The following is a 16,495-nucleotide window of genomic DNA, read 5'->3' on the forward strand; positions in this document are numbered from 1 at the left end:
CGAGACTTGAACCTGCCCGGACCGCTGTGGTGCTGTGCAGGCACGATGAACGCGCCTCCCCCGTCTGACCCCAGCGCCACGCGTCGGCTGGGCCGCTACGAGCTCGTGCACACCCTCGGACAGGGGGGCATGGGCGAGGTGTACCTGGCGAAGATCACCGGCGCCGCCGGCTTCGAGAAGCCCTGCATCGTGAAGACGGTGCTGCCCGCGCTGCTGAGCGACCGGCAGTTCCTCGACCGCTTCCACCACGAGGCGCAGGTGCTCGTGCACCTGGTGCACGCGAACATCGCGCAGGTCTACGACATGGGGGAGGCCGAGGGCACCTACTTCATGGCGCTCGAGTACGTGGCCGGCGTGGACCTCGCGCAGGTGCAGGAGCAGGCGCGCCAGAGCAAGGCGCAGCTGCCCGTGCCGGTGGTGCTCTACCTCGGCCAGCGCATGATGGAGGGCCTGGGCTACGCGCACCGCAAGGCGGGCCCGGACGGGCTGCCGCTGGGCATCGTCCACCGCGACATCTCGCCGCACAACGTGATGGTGTCCTACGAGGGCGAGGTCAAGGTCATCGACTTCGGGCTCGCGAAGTCTGCTGCGCGCAGCAAGTACACGATGCCCTCCACGGTGATGGGCAAGCTCGGGTACATGTCCCCGGAGCAGGCGCGCGGCGAGCCGCTGGACCACCGCAGCGACATCTACTCGGGCGCGGTCGTCCTCTGGGAGCTGCTCGCGGGCCGGTCGCTCGTGCCCTACGGCACCACCGGCGAGATGGTCGCCGCGATGGCCAACCCGCGCGTTCCTTCACTGTGTGAGCTGCGTCCGGACGTCTCACCCGAGCTGGACGCGACGCTGCGCCGCGCGCTCGCCACCGCGCCCGCGGACCGCTACGCGCGCGCCGATGACCTCGCGCGCGCGCTCGCCACGCACTTGATGCAGACCGGCAGCAACCTCGGCGCCGAGGAGGTGGGTAACTTCGTGCGCCACCTCTGCCCCGAGGCCTTCGCCGCGCAGCGCCGCCTGCTCTCGCGCCTGAGCAGCAGCACGGGCTACCACCGCAGCCCGGCGTCGCCTGCGCCCATCAAGCTGACGACGCCTGCGCCCGGTGCGCAGGACCCCGGGATGGACGCCACGCTGCTGCGCCGCGCCTCTTTCCGCGACCTCGTGCCGGGAGCCTCCACGCCGCACGGGGGGATTCCCGCCGTTGCTGCGCCGACGCAGCAAGTGGCGCCGCAGCCTGCGCCCGTGGCCGCACCGCGCAAGAGCCGCACGCTCCTCACGGTGGCGCTGGCGGTGGCGGTGTTCGGCCTCACGCTCGCGGGCCTGCGCTACTGGGACTCGCGCGGGGCCCCGTCCCCGGTGAAGCCGGGCACGGTGGTGGCGCCGGGGCCGAAGACGCCGCCCGCGCTCGCGGACAAGGTGGCAGCGCCCACGCCCACGGGCGTCGCCGCGACCTCGCCGCCTGCCGAGACGGCGCCGAAGCCCGAGGAGCAGGCAGCCGCGACGCCTCCCGCAGCCCCTGCATCGGACGCAAAGCCGACAGAGGAGAAGCCGACGGTGACGGAGGCGCCGCCTGCGGAGAAGCCCGCGGCGCCGGTGGCCGCCGCGCCGAAGACGCCGCGCAAGCGCACCCGTCCGCAGCCGGAGACGGCGCCTGCGGGAGGCACGCAGCTGGCGAGCGGCACCGAGCCGGCGCGTCCCGCAGCACCTGCGCCCGCGCCGGTCGCTGCGGCGCCCGTGCCGGCGGCTCCCGCACCGGCCGCTGCGCAGCCGCGCAAGCTGGTGGGCCGCGCGAAGCTGGAGGGGGCCTTCTCCAAGAGCGTGGCGATCTTCAACGCGGACCGCGAGTCGTGGAGTGAGTGCACGGTGATCGCCGACGGGAACAAGGCGGTGCGCGTGGCAGTCATCGGGCAGGGGATGAAGAACAACTTCCCGATGAAGGAGTTCCGCGAGGACGACAGCGTGCGCCGCGCGCCGCCGAACACGGTGGCCGTGGAGTGCGTGGAAGGCCGAGCGGAGTTCCCGCTCAAGTAGGGTTGAAGAAGCCCCACCTGCCCGACCGTGTCCTCCCTCTCCCTCTGGGAGAGGGTCGGGGTGAGGGAGCCAGGTTCCCTACTGCGCCCCCACCACGCGCGCCGGAACACCAAAGGCCCGGGCCCCCGGAGGCACATCCCGCACGGCACAGGCCCCCGCGCCGAGCGTGGCCCCGGCCCCGATGCGCACGCCCGGGCACACGATGCTCCCGATGCCGAGCATCGCGCCTGCGCCAATCAGCGCGCCTCCGGCAATCTGCACACCGGGCGCGACCTGGGCGAAGTCCTCGATGCGCACGTCATGGCCCACGGTGGTGTGCGCGCTGACGATGACGTGGTCGCCGATGAAGGCCTCGGAGCCGATGACCGCGCCGGGGAACACGACGCACCCTGTGCCCACGCGAGCGAGCGGGTTGATGTACGCGCCGGGGTAGAGCACCTGGGCCCAGCGGGCTTCCGGAAATCTCCGCGCCGCATCGCGACGGGCCGCATTCTCCCCGAGCGCAATCACGGCCTCGGCATCGGGAAACCGCCGAAGCTCCTCGAGCCCGCCGAGCACGGGCACGCCGCACACGCGTGTGCCCCACAGCCCGGACGCATCGTCGAGCACCCCGAGCACGCGACGTCCCATGGCCACGAGCACGCCGAGCACCGACTTGCCGTGTCCGCCTGCACCCAGCACCAGAACACCTGCCGGCTCTTCACTCATGGCGCCCTCGCGTGACGACCGGGTTCTGCTCCGGTCAACACGCGGGCTGCACAGTGCCGTTCTCCTCCGCTGGTACTACGCGCCCGTGCCCTCTCCCCTGAGGGATGTGCGCCGTCTCACGTGACCTGGCTCAGCACTCGAGGCCTGTGTCCTCGTCGGAGATGGCGATCCATCGCTTCTCCTGACGTTCGAGGTGAACGACCCGTTGAGAGCAGGAGAGGAACGCCGAGCTGACGAGCACCTTCACAGATGCACTGTGCTCCGAGGCGAACACGACCGGCTCGACGAGGACCCACCGGGCGTGGAGGGTCTTTCCAGGTGCGGTTACACTCTTCTGAACCACAGGCCGCCCGTTGCGCATCCCGCAGTCGCTGCCGCGTGCGAAGCGAGCCTTGTCCTTGGCGAATCGCTGAACGAACGGCATGGGGACTGGGCTGCAACTCCAGGAACCTTGGTCACACGCTTCGATGCAAAGGACCGGGTCTACTTCCGTGTAGCCGGCAGTCAGCCTGCGAATCGCTGCCTCTTGGATGTCGTCCTGCTCCGCGGCTCTGTGAGCTGGCGCATGTGCGCAGCCGAATGAAAAGAGCAGCGCCACTGCCCACGTCCTCACGGTCACGCGCATTCGGCAATCCCTCACCCCGACCCTCTCCCAGGGGGAGAGGGGGCGGTCACGCGACTTCCATCCGGAAGCCCACGCCGCGGATGGTGTGGATGGCGAAGCCGGCCTCGCTCGTCCAGTTGAGCTTCTTGCGCAGGCTGCTCACGAAGTTGTCCACGGTGTGCGGGTCCACCACCACGTCCTGTCCCCACACGGCGTCCAGGATCTCATCCCGCGTGAGCGCGCGGTCGCGGTGGCTCAAGAGGAACGCGAGCAGGTCGAACTCCTTGCGCGTGAGCTCGATGCCCGTGCCCGCGGGCGAGCTCAGCTGCCGCTTCGCGAGGTCCAGCGTGAACCCGCCGAACGCGACACTCTGCTGCACCGGCGCCACGCCGCCGCGCCGCAAGAGCGCGCCCACGCGCGCGAGCAGCTCCCGCAGCCGGTACGGCTTCGCGAGGTAGTCCTGCGCCCCCGCCTCGAAGCCGCGCACGAGGTCGTCCTCCAGCGTGCGCGCGGTGAGCATCAGCACCATGCTCTTCACGCCCTTGGCCCTGAGGCTGCGGCACAGGCTGTACCCGTCCCCGTCTGGCAGCATCACGTCCAGGATGAGCAGGTCGAACGTGCGCTGGGCGAGCAGCGCCTGCGCCTCCTTCGCGCTCGCGGCCCCCTGCACCTGGTAGCCCTCGTCCTGCAGGTTGTCGGTGAGGGTGAGGCGCAGGTTGGTGTCGTCTTCCACGATGAGGATGGAGGGGTTGCTCATGAGGCGGTCTCCGGGAAGGTGAGCTCGAAGGTGGTGCCCGCGGGGCTGGACTCGGCGATGCGCAGGGTGCCCCCGTGCAGGGCCATGATGCGGCGGCACAGCGCGAGCCCCAGCCCGCTGCCGTGCACCTCGGGGCCGCTGCCGCGCAGGCGGTGGAACTCCTCGAAGACGCGCTCCCACTCGCCCTTCGGAATGCCCACGCCGTTGTCGCGGAACAGCACGCGGCCGCCGGCTTGCGCCTCGATGTCCAGCTCCACCGGCTGGCGCGTGTTGTACGCGCAGGCATTGCGGCCGAGGTTGCTGAAGAGCAGCCGCAGGAGCGGCGCATCCGCGTCCAGTTCCATGCTGCCCACGCTCGCGCGCAGCTGCACCGGGCGCTCGCTCCACGCGGCGAGGTCCTGGCGCAGCGCGCCCACCAGCTCCTCCAGCCGCACGCGCGAGCGGCGCGGCACCCAGCGCCCCTTGTCGATGCGGTGGAAGGACAGCAGGTTCTCCACGAGGAAGCTCAGGCCGTCCGCCTCGCGCACGATGCGCTGCGGGTAGTCCTTCGCGCCCGGCGCGCCCGAGAGCTTGCGCTCCAGCGTCTCGGCCATGAGGCGGATGGAGGCGAGCGGCGTGCGCAGCTCGTGGCTCACCGCGGCGACGAAGTCGCTCTTGAGCTCCACGAAGCGCCACTTGCGCAGCTGCGCGAGGAAGAGCAGCGCGAAGAGCGCGAGCCCCAGCAGCGCGCAGCCCGCGAGCAGCGCCGTCTTCAGCCGGTAGTGCTGCGCGATGTCCGCGCTGTCGCGCTCCCACTCGGGCGACTCCACCGGCAGCCGCAGCGTGGCGAAGCGGCGCAGGGGCATGTTCGCCGCCGGAGACACCACCTCGCCCTCGGGGCCGATCAGCCCCCGCCCGCGCATCTCCTCGGTGAGGTCCTGCACCAGCGAGGGCAGGTCGATGGCCACGCCGCGCACCGAGCCGTCCGGGTAGGGCGCGAGGTACCAGTCTCCGTTCACCACCGCCTCGCTCAGCGCGCCCGGCAGCGGCAGGGGCGCGTCAGCGAGCTCGCGCGCCCGCGCCTCGAAGTCCGCGTACGGGGCGCCCGCGCGCTCGCTGAGGCGCGCGATGTGCTCGCGCAGGAAGTCGAAGTCGCGCGGGCCGAAGCGCGTGCGCTGCAGCAGCAGCTGGCGCTGCAGCCCCTCCACGCGGCCGCCCTGGCCGTCCGAGACGCCGTCGCGCAGGAGGCCGCGCATCAGGTCGGGGAAGGGCTCGGTGCCCTCGTAGAGGCGCTCGAGCAGCACCACCATGTAGGGCAGGTCCTCGAGCGTGGCGACGCGGAAGGCGCCGCGGTGCAGGAGCACCTGGGAGAAGAGGTGGTCGGTGCGCGCCACGTCGTGGCGCTCCAGCGCGCGCCCCAGCTGTGCGAGCAGCGCGAGGCGCTCGGCCCAGGGGCCCTCCTTGGACTTGTCCCCGGGCTGCACGCTGCCCTCGCGCAGCGCCGCGTACGCGCTGCGCGCCTTGCCCTCGGCCTCGAGGTCCCAGCGGGCCACGCGCGGCAGCACCTGCTCGCCGCGCTCGTGCAGGTACAGGCCCTCCGCGGGCGCGAGCGGGTCCTGGCGCGCGGCCTCCATCATCGGCGTCACGCGCTCGTAGGCCTGGCGCAGCGTGTGGCGCAGGGACTCGGAGGCGTACTGCGCGAGCGCCTCCCGGCGCGCGGAGAGCGAGGCGCGCGCCCTGTCTGCCTCCGCGGCGAAGATGCGCTGCAGCCGGAAGAGGCCCCAGCCCAGGACGAGCAGTCCGAGCGACAGCAGCACGAGGGTGGGTAGGAGCCTGCGGAGCATGCGCGAGAGGGCGAAGGCGCTACTTCAACCGGGGAGGGTGGCCGAAGTCCACCGCGGCGACGGGGGCCCGCTCCGGTCGTGGAACGATGGCTCCGCGTGCGCACCATCGCCTCCTCACCACCCGGCGTCCTCGCGCACGGGGACGGTGCGCAGGTGCAGAGGCTCGCTGCGAGTGGAGGGGCGGAATCCGTCGCTCGCCGGCGGCTCGACCACGCCCTCCAGCACCCAGCCCTGCTCGGAGGCGGCTGGTCCGATCGACAGCGCGTAGGCCTCGCTCACCGAGGGAGGCGCGAGCTCGACGAGGGACTCGAAGCCGCGCGCGGGAGGGCTCGGAGCGAGCCGTCGCTCTCCGCCGCAGAGGCGCCCTGGGTGGGGCAGGTCGTGCTCCTGCGCCCGCTCCTCACCGAGCGGCTCGAGCGCCACGTTCACGCGCAGCACCCGGCCGTCGCGCACGTGCAGCTCGGCGCGCGTGGCGGTGGCAAAGCCCTCGCGCTCCAGGGTGACGAGGTAGGAGCCGGGGCGCAGGGAGGCGAGCCGGTAGTTGCCCTCCGCGTCCGTGTGCACCTCGAGCGGCGCGGGCAGGGTGGAGGCACGCACGGTGACGCGCACCCTCGGGAGGGCAGCGTCCGTGCGGCGGTCGCGCACGCTGCCCAGGAGGGCTCCAGACTGGGCCTGGACCGCCGAGGCCACCAGGAGGGTGATGAGCACGCAGGCGCTTCTCATGCTCCCGAGCCTGCGCCTCTGCGGGTGGGCGCGTTGCATGTGCTCCGCACCGCTTCTTCACGAAATCCTCATCAACCGCATGGCCCGCTGCCTCTTGCGCGGCGCGGGTGGATTGCACAGCTTGCGCTGGGCAAGGCGCCTCGACTCTGCGAGACCGGACCTCTGCCTCCTGGGAGCCATGCCGTGTCCGTCGACGCCGTCCTGCAGCTGCCTGCCATCCGCCGCTACCGGCACTTCCTCGAGCAGGCGCTGCGCACGGGCGAGGTGTGGGGGCTGCAGGAGGACGGCTGGGCGCTGGCGGTGGACGCCGAGGGGCGCGACGTCTTCACCCTGTGGCCCGCGCCCGAGTACGCGGTGCTGTGCGCGACGCGGCTGTGGGAGGGCTACGCGCCGCACCCCATCACGCTCGCGGAGCTGGAGAGCGTGCTCCTGCCCGAGCTGGAGGCGGGAGGCCTGATGCTGGGCATCTTCAACACGCCGGACGGGCAGGGCTACCCGGTGAGCCCATCGCAGCTGCGCGAGGACCTGCAGGCGGCCCGCGCCCGCACGCCGCAGGCCTGAGCGTCACTGCTCGTCGAGCAGCACGGGGCTGAACTTCGCCGCGTCGCAGGAGGCGAGCACGTAGCGCACGCCGCCGTGCTCGCCGGTGAAGCCCGCGGCGATGCCGGCCGCGTGCAGGTGGCCGTAGACGCACACCTTGGGGGCGAAGGCCTCGATGGGGCCGGTGAAGGCGGTGGGCTTCTCGTTCGCGTACAGCGGCGGGAAGTGCACGGCGACGACGCGGGTGAGGGGCGTGGGGCTCGCGGCCTCCTTCTTCTTCGCGTCCTCGAAGGAGGTGGCGAGCCGGCGCGTCTCGCGCTCGACGTAGCCGAGGTCAGCGGGCTCGTCGCCCATCTCGCCGCCGGGCATGGGCGGGGCCTCGGGCGCGGTCCACAGGCGGCTGCCGGCGATGACCCAGGGGCCCATCACGACGGCGCTGTTGTGGAGGAAGCCCTCGAGGGTGGGGAAGGGCTCGAGCAGGCGGCGCAGCTTGCTCGCGCTGTCGCCCCACCAGTAGTCGTGGTTGCCGCGCACCAGCACCTTGCGGCCGGGGCGGGAGTCGAGCCACTTGAGGTCGTCGAGCACCTCGGTAGCGCGGGTGGCCCAGGAGATGTCGCCCGCGACGATGACCACGTCGTCGGGGCGCACCTTCTCGTCCCATGCGCGCTGCAGGGGCAGGGGATGCTCGTCCCAGCCGAAGCGGTGCATGTCCTTGTTGCGCGTGGAGGGAAGGTGCGTGTCGCCGATTGCGAAGAGGCGCATGCACCTCCTCTACCTCATACGCGCCCGCTGCCAACCTTCATGTTCGCTCCCAGTGAGGGCAGGTGAGGGACGAGTGCCTTGCTCAGTCCGACGAGCGGCGCGGAAACCGGGCCATGAAGCGCCGGTCGATGCGGTCCTTGAGGCGCAGCAGCACGCGTCCCTCCGCAGCCCAGCCCCGCCAGGCTCCCAGCGCCGTACCGTCGCCGGCGTTCAGCAGCGCGAGGTAGCCCGACTGCGCGCGGTAGCGCCGCAGCACCTCGGTGCCCGTGAGCCGCGCGCTCACGTTGTGAATCAGCACGGGCGCCTCGCGCACCGCGTACACGCCGGCCCGCGGCACATGCTGGCCACTGACGAAGCCCGCGCAGTCACCCGCGGCGAACAGCCCCGGATGCGAGGTGCTCTCCAACGTGTCGTGCACGGCGAGATAGCCCTGCGCATCGAGCGCCGCCCCGCAGCTCGCGAGCAGCGGATGCGGCCGCGGCCCCGTGGCCCAGACGCACGTCGCGAAGGGCAGAGTGCGTCCGGAGCCGAGCCGCGCCCGCTGCAGTCCTTCCTCTCCCGGCTCCAGCGCGGCGACGCTCTCTCCCGCATGCACGGCGATGCCGCGGCGAGCGAGCACGCGGGCCGCGAGCCGCTGGGCCCGTGCGGACTGCTCGGGCAGTGCGCACGGGCCGCGCTCCACCAGGGCCGTGGGCACCTGCGCCCGCGCCTGCAGGCACAGCGCGAGCTCCACGCCCGCAGCCCCCGCACCCACCACGAGCAGGGGGCCTGCGGACAACCTGCGCAGCCTCGTGAGCGCCCCAGCGAGCGGCTTGAGGGGCACGGCGAGCGCGTGAACTCCCGGCACCTCGTCGTGCGCCGGCGCACTGCCCACGTCCACGCTGGCCACGTCGTAGTCGAGCACGCGTCCATCGCCGAGCCGCACGCGCCGGGCCGAGGCCTCGAGTCCCTGCGCCCCGCTCTGCTCGAGGCGCGCGCCGGCGGCGCGGGCAAGCGCAGGCAGGTCCACCTGCAGCGCCGCGGGCGGATACATCCCGGCGAGGCAGCCGCTGAGCATCCCGCTGTAGAGCTGCGCGGGGCCCTGCGAGACGAGCACCACCTCCACGCCGGAAGGCCGCGCGCGTGCGAGGTGCGCGAGCAGCAGCAGGTGGGGGTGACCGGGGCCGAGCAGGACGAGGCGCTTCACCTCGCCGGTATGCCTCAGCGCTACGTCTTGGGCGAGATCATCATCAGCACGCCGAGGCCGCGCGCGGCGCCTGCGTTGCGCGGCACATAGGTGCCGGCGGCGCCCTCCACGGCGAGCCGGAAGGTCTCCACGTTGCCGCCCGAGTGCACGTAGAGGAAGAGGCCGGAGGCGTCGGTGGCCTCGGTGCCGAGCGTGCCGGCGTCGCCGCTCGGGTAGAAGACGTGGCCCGCGAGGTCGGGGCGGTCCACCGCGGAGATGCGGGCGCCGGCGACGGGCATCCCGGCGGCGTCCACCACGCGGCCGAGCACGAAGCCGGTCTCCTGCAGGTCTGCGAGCAGGCCGTTGCTCAGCGCGCGGATGCGCGGCTCGCCCACGAGGTACGAGAGCGCCTGCACGTAGCGCATCGGCAGCACGTAGGCGCGCGTGTCCACCAGGTCGCGGCGCGGGCGCGTCTGGGTGAGCGCGGTGTCGAAGACGATGGTGCTGGTGTGCATCAGGTTGCCGCTGAAGCTCCCGTCGCCCACGCCGGCGCCGAGGCTGAGCAGCACGTTGCGCACCGGGACCTCGGAGACGCGGTAGGCGCCGTCGGTGGCGAGGCTGCCGGTGGCGAGCGGCGCGTCGGGATCGTTCACGGCGACGCGCAGGGGCTCCTCGATGCGCACCGGGAGGCCATCGAGCGCGGGCAGGTCGATGCTGCGCGCGCGCAGGTACTGCGCGGCCTCGGGGAAGACCGCGGCCTGGCCACTCACGGTGATGAGCAGATCCTCACTGTCCACCTCCTCGACTCCGGCCTGGCTGGCGCCAGGACCATCGGAGCCGCAGCCCCCCCAGAGCGTGGCGAGGACACAGGTGGCGAGCAGGGCAGCGCGCGTCATGGAGATCGGGGCGTGAAGGGTGGAGGTGTGCTGCTGTGCGGGCCAGCCTGCTGGGTGCCCCCTCCCGTCCCAGCGCCGGCTCCGACCTGGCGGCAAGATCGGCACGGGTGCGGGCGCTGGCAATCCACCCTCGCGCACGGATCGTCCCGTGCCCGACGGAGTGGAGGTAGGCAGCAGGCGAGCAGCCGTGCTCCAGAAACGACGAGGGGTCCCGAGCCGATGGCTGGGGACCCCTTTGTTGCCCTCTGTGCGAGAGCGTCAGGGTGAGGGGAGGGCGCTCAGCCCGGGGTGCCTAACGCCACCCGCGACCCGAGGACGAGCGACCCGCGGAGTGCGAGGCCGGGCGCGAGCTGCCGCCGGACCCGCCGCCGTTGCCATGCCCACCACCACCGCCGTTGCCGCCGCCGTGGCCACTGCCACCGCCGCTGTTGCCACCGCTCCCCCAACCGCCACCGCTGCTGCCGCCACCACTGCCGCTGTTGCCATGGCCGCCACCGCTGCCGCTGCTGCCGCCGCCGCTGCCCCAGCCACCACCGCTGCTGCTCCCGCCACCGCTGCCGCTGCTGCCACCGCCATTGCCGCTGTTGCCGTGGCCGCCGCCGTTGCCCCACCCACCACCGCTGCTGCTCCCCCCACCGCTGTTGCCGCCACCGTTACCGCTGTTGCCACCACCGCTGCTGCCACCGCCGTTGCCGCTGTTGCCACCACCGCTGCTGCCGCCACCGTTGCCGCTGTTGCCGTGGCCACCGCCGTTGCCCCAACCGCCGCCATTGTCGTTGCCGCCGCCATTGCCGCCGTTGCCCCAACCGCCGCCATTGTCGTTGCCGCCGCCATTGCCGCTGCTGCCACCGCCGTTGCCGCTGTTGCCGTGGCCCTGACCACCGCCGCTGCCCTGACCCCAGCCGCCGCCGTTGCCGACGCCCCCGCCATTGCCCTGGCCACCGCCGTGCCCCCAGCCGCCGCCATTGCCATTGCCCTGGCCGCCGCCGTGACCCCAGCCGCCGCCATTGCCGTGGCCATCGTCGTCGTCATCGTCACCGTCGTCGTTGCCGTGGCCGTTCCCGCCGCCGTTGCCGTGCCCGCCGCCATTGCCCCAGCCGCCGCCGTTGCCGTGCCCGCCGCCGTTGCCATGGCCGTTGCCGTGGCCGTCGTCATCGTCGTCGTTGCCGTGACCCCAGGGGCCGCCGCTGCCGTGGCCATGCCCGTCGTCATCGTCGTCGTTGCCCCAGCCGCCGCCGTTGTGGCCCGGAGGCGTGCCACCGTGCCCCGGGGGCGTGCCGCCGTGGCCGGGGGGCGGGTTGTAGCCGCCGCCGTTGCCATGCCCGCCGCCATTGCCCCAGCCGCCGCCGGAGGAGGGAGGCGTGGACCCATGACCCACGCCGGTGGGGGGCGGGGTGTAGCTGCTGCCGTTCCCGCCGCCGTAGTTGGCGGGGATCGGGCGGTTGTAGACGTAGACATCGCGGCCGCGGTCCCAGCTGTAGTCGCGGGTCGGGAAGTAGTCGTGCGAGTGGCGCCCGTGCAGGCTGCAGTAGCCGCCGTGGTTGTCGGGGTGGACGTCGACGTACCAGACGACGGTGGGCCCGCGGTACGCGTAGACGTTGTCCGTGTAGACGTACTGGGCGCTGGGCGCGTACGCGTGCACGTGCACGTGCGACTCGGTGCACCAGCCGCCGCCCGAGTCGTAGGGCACCGGGTGCATGCCCGAGTACGAGTACTCGTAGGCCGCGGGCTCGGCGGGGTAGTACGCGTGGGTGTGGGCCACGCAGCCGCTCGCGCCAGCGGAGAAGGCGAGCGGGACGAGGAGGGTGAGGAGGCGGCGCATGTGTGGATCTCCCGGCCGCGCTGGGGAGCAGCGGCCACGATCACGTCGCGGGGGCAGACGGGCAGGCAGGAAATAAATTCACGCCTGGCGTGAGCCTAACCCAGGCTGCGGGGTCTCCGCGCGAGGGGGCAGGGCGAGCTGAGGTAGGCTCGTGTCGGCACGCTCCGCTCCAGAGGCGGACGTCCAGGGCGCGAGGAAAACGAGAGAGATGATGGATCAGGGCAACGACTCGGGCGTGCGGGCACAGGCCTTCGCGCTCACGCGGGACAGCTGGAACTTCAGCGCGCTGCTGGACGCGTGCATGGACGCCTTCCGGCGCGACTGGCTCCTCTTGAGCGTAGGCGCGCTGCTCACGATGCTGATTCCGTACGGCGTCTCGTTGGTCGGGATGCTCGCGGGGGCCATCGCAGGGCAGCTGAGCCAGGCGCTCGTGCTCCCCATCACGGTGGTGCAGGCGCTGCTGCAGTTCGCGGTGCAGAGCGCGCTCACGCTGGGGCTGATGGCCATGGCGCTGCAGGCGCTGCGGGGCGCCCCGGTGGAGCTCGGGCAGCTCTTCGGCCAGGTGCGCCAGGCGCCGCGCTACCTCTTCCTCACGATCGTGGCGATGCTCGCGATGCTGGTACCGCTGGGAGCGCTCGCGGGCGCGGGCTACTTCGCGTACCTGCAGGGCCTCTTCGCCTGGAACTGGGGCACCCTGGCCTTCCTGGGGCTGCTGGGCCTGGGCCTCTTCGTGCTGTTCGTCTACGCCACCCTGCCGCTCTACTTCCTGGTGCCCGAGACGGTGCTGTGCGCGCACCCGGGCATGCTGCAGCCGCTGCGCAACTGCTACCGGGTGGTCGACGGACAGCGCCTTCCGACGCTGGCCGCCATGTTCATCTCGTCGGGCCTGATGCTCGCGGGGGTGGTGGCCTGCTGCGTGGGCGTGGTCCCCGCGTTGGCCGCGATGCAGCTGCTGATGGGCGGGCTGTACCTCGCGCTGCGCCACGGTGCGGACGTCGAGCGTCCATAGGGCGCGGCGGCCACGGCGCGCGCTGCCGCTAGTGGAAGAGGCGCTCGGTCTCGCCCGCCTTGGGCAGGTGCAGCTTGCCGAGGCAGGCGAGGATGTGCTCGCGGTACTCGCTCACCTCGCGCAGGCCGCACACCATCCAGCGCCCGCCGATGACGAGCGTGGGCACGCCGCGCACGCCGCGGCCGGCGGCGAGCCGGTGCTCGTCCATCACCAGCTGGCGCGTCTGGGGGCTGGCGAAGGCGGCGGCGAACGCGTTCATGGAGAGCCCCACGCGGCTGGCGAGCTCGAAGATGACGTCGTTGCGGGTGACGTTCACGCCCTGCTCGAGCGCGGCGCGCTGCATGGCGCGGGCGAGCAGCGCGCGGGCGGTGGGGCCCTGCAGCCGCGCGGCCTCCAGCGCCGCGAGCGCGGGCACGCTGCTGCGCGGCGCATCCGAGCCCTTCCACAGCTCGGGAGTGATGAGGCGCGCGGCCGGGTCCAGCTCCTCCTGCGCCCGCTCCACCTCCTTCACGAGCGCACGGCGCTCCTTGTCGGTGGGCAGCACGTCGTTCACGCGCAGCGGGAAGGGCCGCACGCGGAAGCGGACGATGTCGCGGAACTCCTGTCGCAGCACGTCGAGTCGCGAGTCCGCGAGGTAGCTCCACGCGCACAGCACGTCCTGGTAGACCGTGATCTGCAGCGGCTTCGGCATCAGCGGCAACGGCTTGGGCAGGGAATTCATCGGCGGGCGCCGAGAGTAAGTGCGCTCGGGCCGCGCTAACAATCCCCCCTGACACTGCGCGCCCATGCCCTCTGCCACATCGACCCACGAGGCGCAGGGCTCGGCTGGACGGCTGCTCACCGGGAGTGGAGCCGCGCCGCACGCACTGCATCAGCGGGTTCTCCCCTAGCACCTCCCCTAGATGACGCGGCGCTTGCTCCAGCCGGCCGCCTGCGCCCCGGCGAAGGCGAGGGCGTGGTCCACGATGCTGCCGGCGATGTCCTCGCCCGTGGCGCCCTCCAGCCCCTCGAAGCCGGGGCTGGAGTTGATCTCCATCAGCTTGGGGCCCGCGTGCCCCTCGAGCATGTCCACGCCGGCGATCTCCAGCCCGATGATGTGGGCCGCCTTCACCGCCGTCTCCACGTACTCGGGGGAGAGCTTCACCGGGGTGCCCTCGCCGCCGCGGTGCAGGTTGCTGCGGAACTCGCCCTTCTTCGCCTGCCGGCGCATCGCGCCCACCACGCGGTCGCCCACCACGAGCGCGCGGATGTCGCGCCCCTTGCTCTCCGCGATGAACTCCTGCAGCACGATCTCCTGGCCCAGGTCCCAGAAGGTGTCCACGATGGTCTGCACCTCGGCCAGCGTGCTCGCGATCATCACGCCCACGCCCTGCGTGCCGCGGATGAGCTTGATGATGACGGGCAACCCGCCCACCTCCTCCACGAGGCGCCCCACGTTGCTGCGGTCGTGCGCCATCACGGTGCGCGGGATGTCGATGTCGAAGCGGCTGAGCAGCTGCAGGCAGCGCAGCTTGTCGCGGCTGCGCGCGATGGGCACCGAGTTGTTCACCACGGGCACGCCCATCATGTCGAAGTGGTTCACCACCGCGAGCCCGTACGCCGTGATGGACGCGCCGATGCGCGGGATGACCACGTCCACGCCGCGGATCTCCACGCCGCGGTACAGCATGCGCGGCTGCCCGCGCGCGAGGATCATGCTGCAGCGCAGCGTGTCCAGCACCAGCGGGCGGTGGCCGCGCGCCTTGATCGCCTCGACCAGCCGGCTCGTGCTGTAGAGCGAGCGCTTGCGGCTGAGGATGACCACGGTCTTCTTCGCCGCGCGCCGCGCGGGCGCAGGCGACTTCTTGCGCAGGGACTTGGGCTTCTTCGCAGCCATAGGGGGTCGAACACCGTAACACGCACCGTTCGCGCCCCTGTCCCTTCCGCAGCGCCCGCGCGCACGCACGACTCCGGAACAGCGCGACAGCCCCGCGAAGCGCTGCGTTCGCCGTGCGAAAGCGTCCTGCACCGGACGGCTTCTGGACCCGGAGGGGAGGCGAGCAGGAGGGCCGCTTCTGTTACGCTTCGGCCACGCTGATGACGCACGCCAAGGCCCAAGCCCACCCGGACGAGATCCTCACCAACCCAGGCGACCTCTCCCTGGATGCGCTCGCCCACCCCCACGGGGTGGAGCCAGCCACCCAGGTCGTGGAGCCGCGCACCACGCTCAAGCTGCGCAAGTGTCGCCTCCAGGTGACGCTGGGCCCGGACGAGGGGCGCTCGGTGGTGAGCGACAAGGAGCGCCTGCGCGTGGGCGCGCACGGCAGCAACGACCTGGTGCTGGTGGAGGACCGCACCGCGAGCCGCCACCACTTCGAGATCCAGTACACCGAGCGCGGCTACCTGCTGGTGGACCTCAACTCCACCAACGGCACCTTCCTGGACGGCCGGCGCATCGAGCGCGCCTACCTCACCAGCGGCTCGCAGATCCGCGCGGGCACCAGCACCATGCTCTTCGCGCCGATCGACGAGGAGGTCACCGTCGAGCCGGACCGCGACGGTGAGCTGTGCGGCATGGTGGGGCAGAGCGTGAAGATGCGGCAGATCTTCGGGCTCATCAAGAAGATCGCCCCCATGGACGTGAGCGTCATCATCGGCGGCGAGACGGGCACCGGGAAGGAGCTGGTGGCGCAGGCCATCCACGAGCTCTCCCCGCGCTCGAAGGGCCCGCTGGTGGTGCTCGACTGCGGCGCGATTCCGCCCAACCTCATCGAGAGCGAGCTGTTCGGGCACGAGAAGGGCGCCTTCACCGGCGCGCTCGCGAGCCGCCCCGGCGCCTTCGAGCGCGCGCAGGGCGGCACCATCTTCCTGGACGAGCTGGGCGAGCTGCGGCTCGACCTGCAGCCCAAGCTGCTGCGCGTGCTGGAGAACCGCGAGGTGCGGCGCGTGGGCGGCAACGACGTCATCGGCGTGAACTGCCGGGTCATCGCCGCCACGCACCGGGACTTGATGAAGGAGGTGAGCGCGGGCAACTTCCGCGAGGACCTCTACTTCCGCCTCAGCGTCATCAACATCCAGCTGCCCGCGCTGCGCCAGCGCCGCGACGACATCCCGCACATCCTGCGCCGCGCGCTCTCGGACCCCGAGCTGGTGGAGAAGCACGGGCGCAAGCGCTTCAGCCCCGAGGCGCTCGCGGTGTTGATGGCCTACCCGTGGCCGGGCAACGTGCGCGAGCTGATGAACGTGCTCAGCCACGTGCTCACCTTCAGCGAGGGCGAGGAGGTCACCCCGGCGAACCTGCCGCCGCGCGTGCTCGGCCAGGTGAAGGAGGGCCCGCTGCCCTTCAACGAGCACCTCTCCTTCAAGGACGCGAAGGAGCAGCTGCTCGAGAACTTCGAGCGCGAGTACATCACCAGCGTGCTGCGCCGCTGCGAGGGCAACCTCTCCCGCGCCGCGCGCGAGAGCGGCCTGCACCGCAAGTCCATCGAGCGCCTGGTGAAGAAGTACCAGCTCGACGCGAAGGGCATGAAGCCGCGCTGAATGTCCCCTCTCCCTCTGGCTCGTGTTTCGCCCTTTTGGGCGGCGCGAGGGGGGGAGGAAAGTAAGAGCCGCGCGGCGCGCAGTCTCCCGTAGGGTTGGGGTGTCTAGACCTAACTCTGCGAGCGAGAAAGGAGGCGCCGCG

Annotated in this window: 15 protein-coding genes; 4 read left to right on the forward strand and 11 right to left on the reverse strand. The window is 72.2% G+C overall.

The genetic code is table 11. The features are described 5' to 3' along the window. Positions 1-45 precede the first annotated feature (45 nt). Positions 46-2,025: a serine/threonine-protein kinase gene (locus FGE12_RS30540; protein WP_228531169.1), complete on the forward strand. Its 1,980-nt coding sequence runs from the start codon at positions 46-48 to the stop codon at positions 2,023-2,025. A 78-nt stretch (positions 2,026-2,103) separates the two neighbouring features. On the opposite strand, the gene FGE12_RS28045 is transcribed toward FGE12_RS30540, so the two are convergent. The 5 genes from FGE12_RS28045 to FGE12_RS28065 all read right to left on the reverse strand — a co-directional run bounded on the left by FGE12_RS28045 (position 2,104) and on the right by FGE12_RS28065 (position 6,625). Further along, complete coding sequence (locus FGE12_RS28045) at positions 2,104-2,733, reverse strand: NeuD/PglB/VioB family sugar acetyltransferase (protein WP_153869705.1); 630 nt, start codon at positions 2,731-2,733, stop codon at positions 2,104-2,106. Positions 2,734-2,863: 130 nt separating this feature from the next. Continuing rightward, on the reverse strand, positions 2,864-3,157 hold the full coding sequence (locus tag FGE12_RS28050) for a hypothetical protein (protein WP_153869706.1): 294 nt from the start codon (positions 3,155-3,157) through the stop codon (positions 2,864-2,866). 247 nt (positions 3,158-3,404) lie between these two features. After that, positions 3,405-4,094, reverse strand: a complete 690-nt coding sequence (locus tag FGE12_RS28055) for a response regulator transcription factor (RefSeq protein WP_153869707.1) — start codon at positions 4,092-4,094, stop codon at positions 3,405-3,407. After that, a complete protein-coding gene (locus FGE12_RS28060; RefSeq protein WP_153869708.1) occupies positions 4,091-5,917 on the reverse strand; it encodes a HAMP domain-containing sensor histidine kinase in 1,827 nt (608 codons plus the stop codon). Before FGE12_RS28060 ends, FGE12_RS28055 begins: the two co-directional genes overlap by 4 nt. Before the next feature lie 114 nt (positions 5,918-6,031). Then, on the reverse strand, positions 6,032-6,625 hold the full coding sequence (locus tag FGE12_RS28065) for a carboxypeptidase-like regulatory domain-containing protein (protein WP_194798356.1): 594 nt from the start codon (positions 6,623-6,625) through the stop codon (positions 6,032-6,034). Positions 6,626-6,823: 198 nt separating this feature from the next. On the opposite strand from FGE12_RS28065, the gene FGE12_RS28070 reads away from it, so the two are divergent. Beyond that, on the forward strand, positions 6,824-7,201 hold the full coding sequence (locus FGE12_RS28070; protein ID WP_370459178.1) for a DUF2750 domain-containing protein: 378 nt from the start codon (positions 6,824-6,826) through the stop codon (positions 7,199-7,201). Positions 7,202-7,204: 3 nt separating this feature from the next. On the opposite strand, the gene FGE12_RS28075 is transcribed toward FGE12_RS28070, so the two are convergent. The 4 genes from FGE12_RS28075 to FGE12_RS28090 all read right to left on the reverse strand — a co-directional run bounded on the left by FGE12_RS28075 (position 7,205) and on the right by FGE12_RS28090 (position 11,825). Beyond that, a complete protein-coding gene (locus tag FGE12_RS28075; RefSeq protein WP_153869710.1) occupies positions 7,205-7,942 on the reverse strand; it encodes a metallophosphoesterase in 738 nt (245 codons plus the stop codon). 82 nt (positions 7,943-8,024) lie between these two features. Further along, a complete protein-coding gene (locus FGE12_RS28080) occupies positions 8,025-9,128 on the reverse strand; it encodes an FAD-dependent oxidoreductase (protein WP_194798357.1) in 1,104 nt (367 codons plus the stop codon). A 20-nt stretch (positions 9,129-9,148) separates the two neighbouring features. Beyond that, positions 9,149-10,003 carry a carboxypeptidase regulatory-like domain-containing protein gene (locus tag FGE12_RS28085; protein ID WP_153869712.1) on the reverse strand — a complete coding sequence of 285 codons (855 nt, stop codon included), beginning with the start codon at positions 10,001-10,003 and terminating at the stop codon, positions 9,149-9,151. Between the two features lie 292 nt (positions 10,004-10,295). Continuing rightward, complete coding sequence (locus FGE12_RS28090; protein WP_153869713.1) at positions 10,296-11,825, reverse strand: hypothetical protein; 1,530 nt, start codon at positions 11,823-11,825, stop codon at positions 10,296-10,298. A gap of 208 nt (positions 11,826-12,033) precedes the next feature. Between FGE12_RS28090 and FGE12_RS28095 the strand changes: the two genes are divergently transcribed. Continuing rightward, a complete protein-coding gene (locus tag FGE12_RS28095; protein WP_153869714.1) occupies positions 12,034-12,834 on the forward strand; it encodes a hypothetical protein in 801 nt (266 codons plus the stop codon). Between the two features lie 28 nt (positions 12,835-12,862). Here the strand turns inward: FGE12_RS28095 and FGE12_RS28100 are convergent, their stop codons facing one another. Together FGE12_RS28100 and FGE12_RS28105 are read right to left on the reverse strand one after the other, a co-directional pair. Beyond that, positions 12,863-13,525, reverse strand: a complete 663-nt coding sequence (locus FGE12_RS28100) for a DsbA family protein (protein WP_228531171.1) — start codon at positions 13,523-13,525, stop codon at positions 12,863-12,865. Positions 13,526-13,732: 207 nt separating this feature from the next. Beyond that, on the reverse strand, positions 13,733-14,710 hold the full coding sequence (locus FGE12_RS28105) for a RimK family alpha-L-glutamate ligase (RefSeq protein WP_153869716.1): 978 nt from the start codon (positions 14,708-14,710) through the stop codon (positions 13,733-13,735). A 200-nt stretch (positions 14,711-14,910) separates the two neighbouring features. Between FGE12_RS28105 and FGE12_RS28110 the strand changes: the two genes are divergently transcribed. Continuing rightward, positions 14,911-16,353, forward strand: a complete 1,443-nt coding sequence (locus tag FGE12_RS28110) for a sigma 54-interacting transcriptional regulator (protein ID WP_153869729.1) — start codon at positions 14,911-14,913, stop codon at positions 16,351-16,353. The last annotated feature ends 142 nt before the right edge of the window (positions 16,354-16,495 follow it).

The sequence above is a fragment of the Aggregicoccus sp. 17bor-14 genome, assembly GCF_009659535.1.
Taxonomy (GTDB): domain Bacteria; phylum Myxococcota; class Myxococcia; order Myxococcales; family Myxococcaceae; genus Aggregicoccus.

Bases quoted from the DNA above. Each gene is read 5' to 3' on its own strand.
- FGE12_RS30540 (WP_228531169.1), top strand. From the start codon at position 46: ATGAACGCGCCTCCCCCGTCTGACCCCAGCGCCACGCGTCGGCTGGGC.
- FGE12_RS28110 (WP_153869729.1), top strand. From the start codon at position 14,911: ATGACGCACGCCAAGGCCCAAGCCCACCCGGACGAGATCCTCACCAAC.
- FGE12_RS28045 (WP_153869705.1), bottom strand. From the start codon at position 2,733: ATGAGTGAAGAGCCGGCAGGTGTTCTGGTGCTGGGTGCAGGCGGACAC.
- FGE12_RS28090 (WP_153869713.1), bottom strand. From the start codon at position 11,825: ATGCGCCGCCTCCTCACCCTCCTCGTCCCGCTCGCCTTCTCCGCTGGC.
- FGE12_RS28050 (WP_153869706.1), bottom strand. From the start codon at position 3,157: ATGCCGTTCGTTCAGCGATTCGCCAAGGACAAGGCTCGCTTCGCACGC.
- FGE12_RS28060 (WP_153869708.1), bottom strand. From the start codon at position 5,917: ATGCTCCGCAGGCTCCTACCCACCCTCGTGCTGCTGTCGCTCGGACTG.
- FGE12_RS28105 (WP_153869716.1), bottom strand. From the start codon at position 14,710: ATGGCTGCGAAGAAGCCCAAGTCCCTGCGCAAGAAGTCGCCTGCGCCC.
- FGE12_RS28085 (WP_153869712.1), bottom strand. From the start codon at position 10,003: ATGACGCGCGCTGCCCTGCTCGCCACCTGTGTCCTCGCCACGCTCTGG.
- FGE12_RS28055 (WP_153869707.1), bottom strand. From the start codon at position 4,094: ATGAGCAACCCCTCCATCCTCATCGTGGAAGACGACACCAACCTGCGC.
- FGE12_RS28100 (WP_228531171.1), bottom strand. From the start codon at position 13,525: ATGCCGAAGCCGCTGCAGATCACGGTCTACCAGGACGTGCTGTGCGCG.
- FGE12_RS28075 (WP_153869710.1), bottom strand. From the start codon at position 7,942: ATGCGCCTCTTCGCAATCGGCGACACGCACCTTCCCTCCACGCGCAAC.
- FGE12_RS28095 (WP_153869714.1), top strand. From the start codon at position 12,034: ATGATGGATCAGGGCAACGACTCGGGCGTGCGGGCACAGGCCTTCGCG.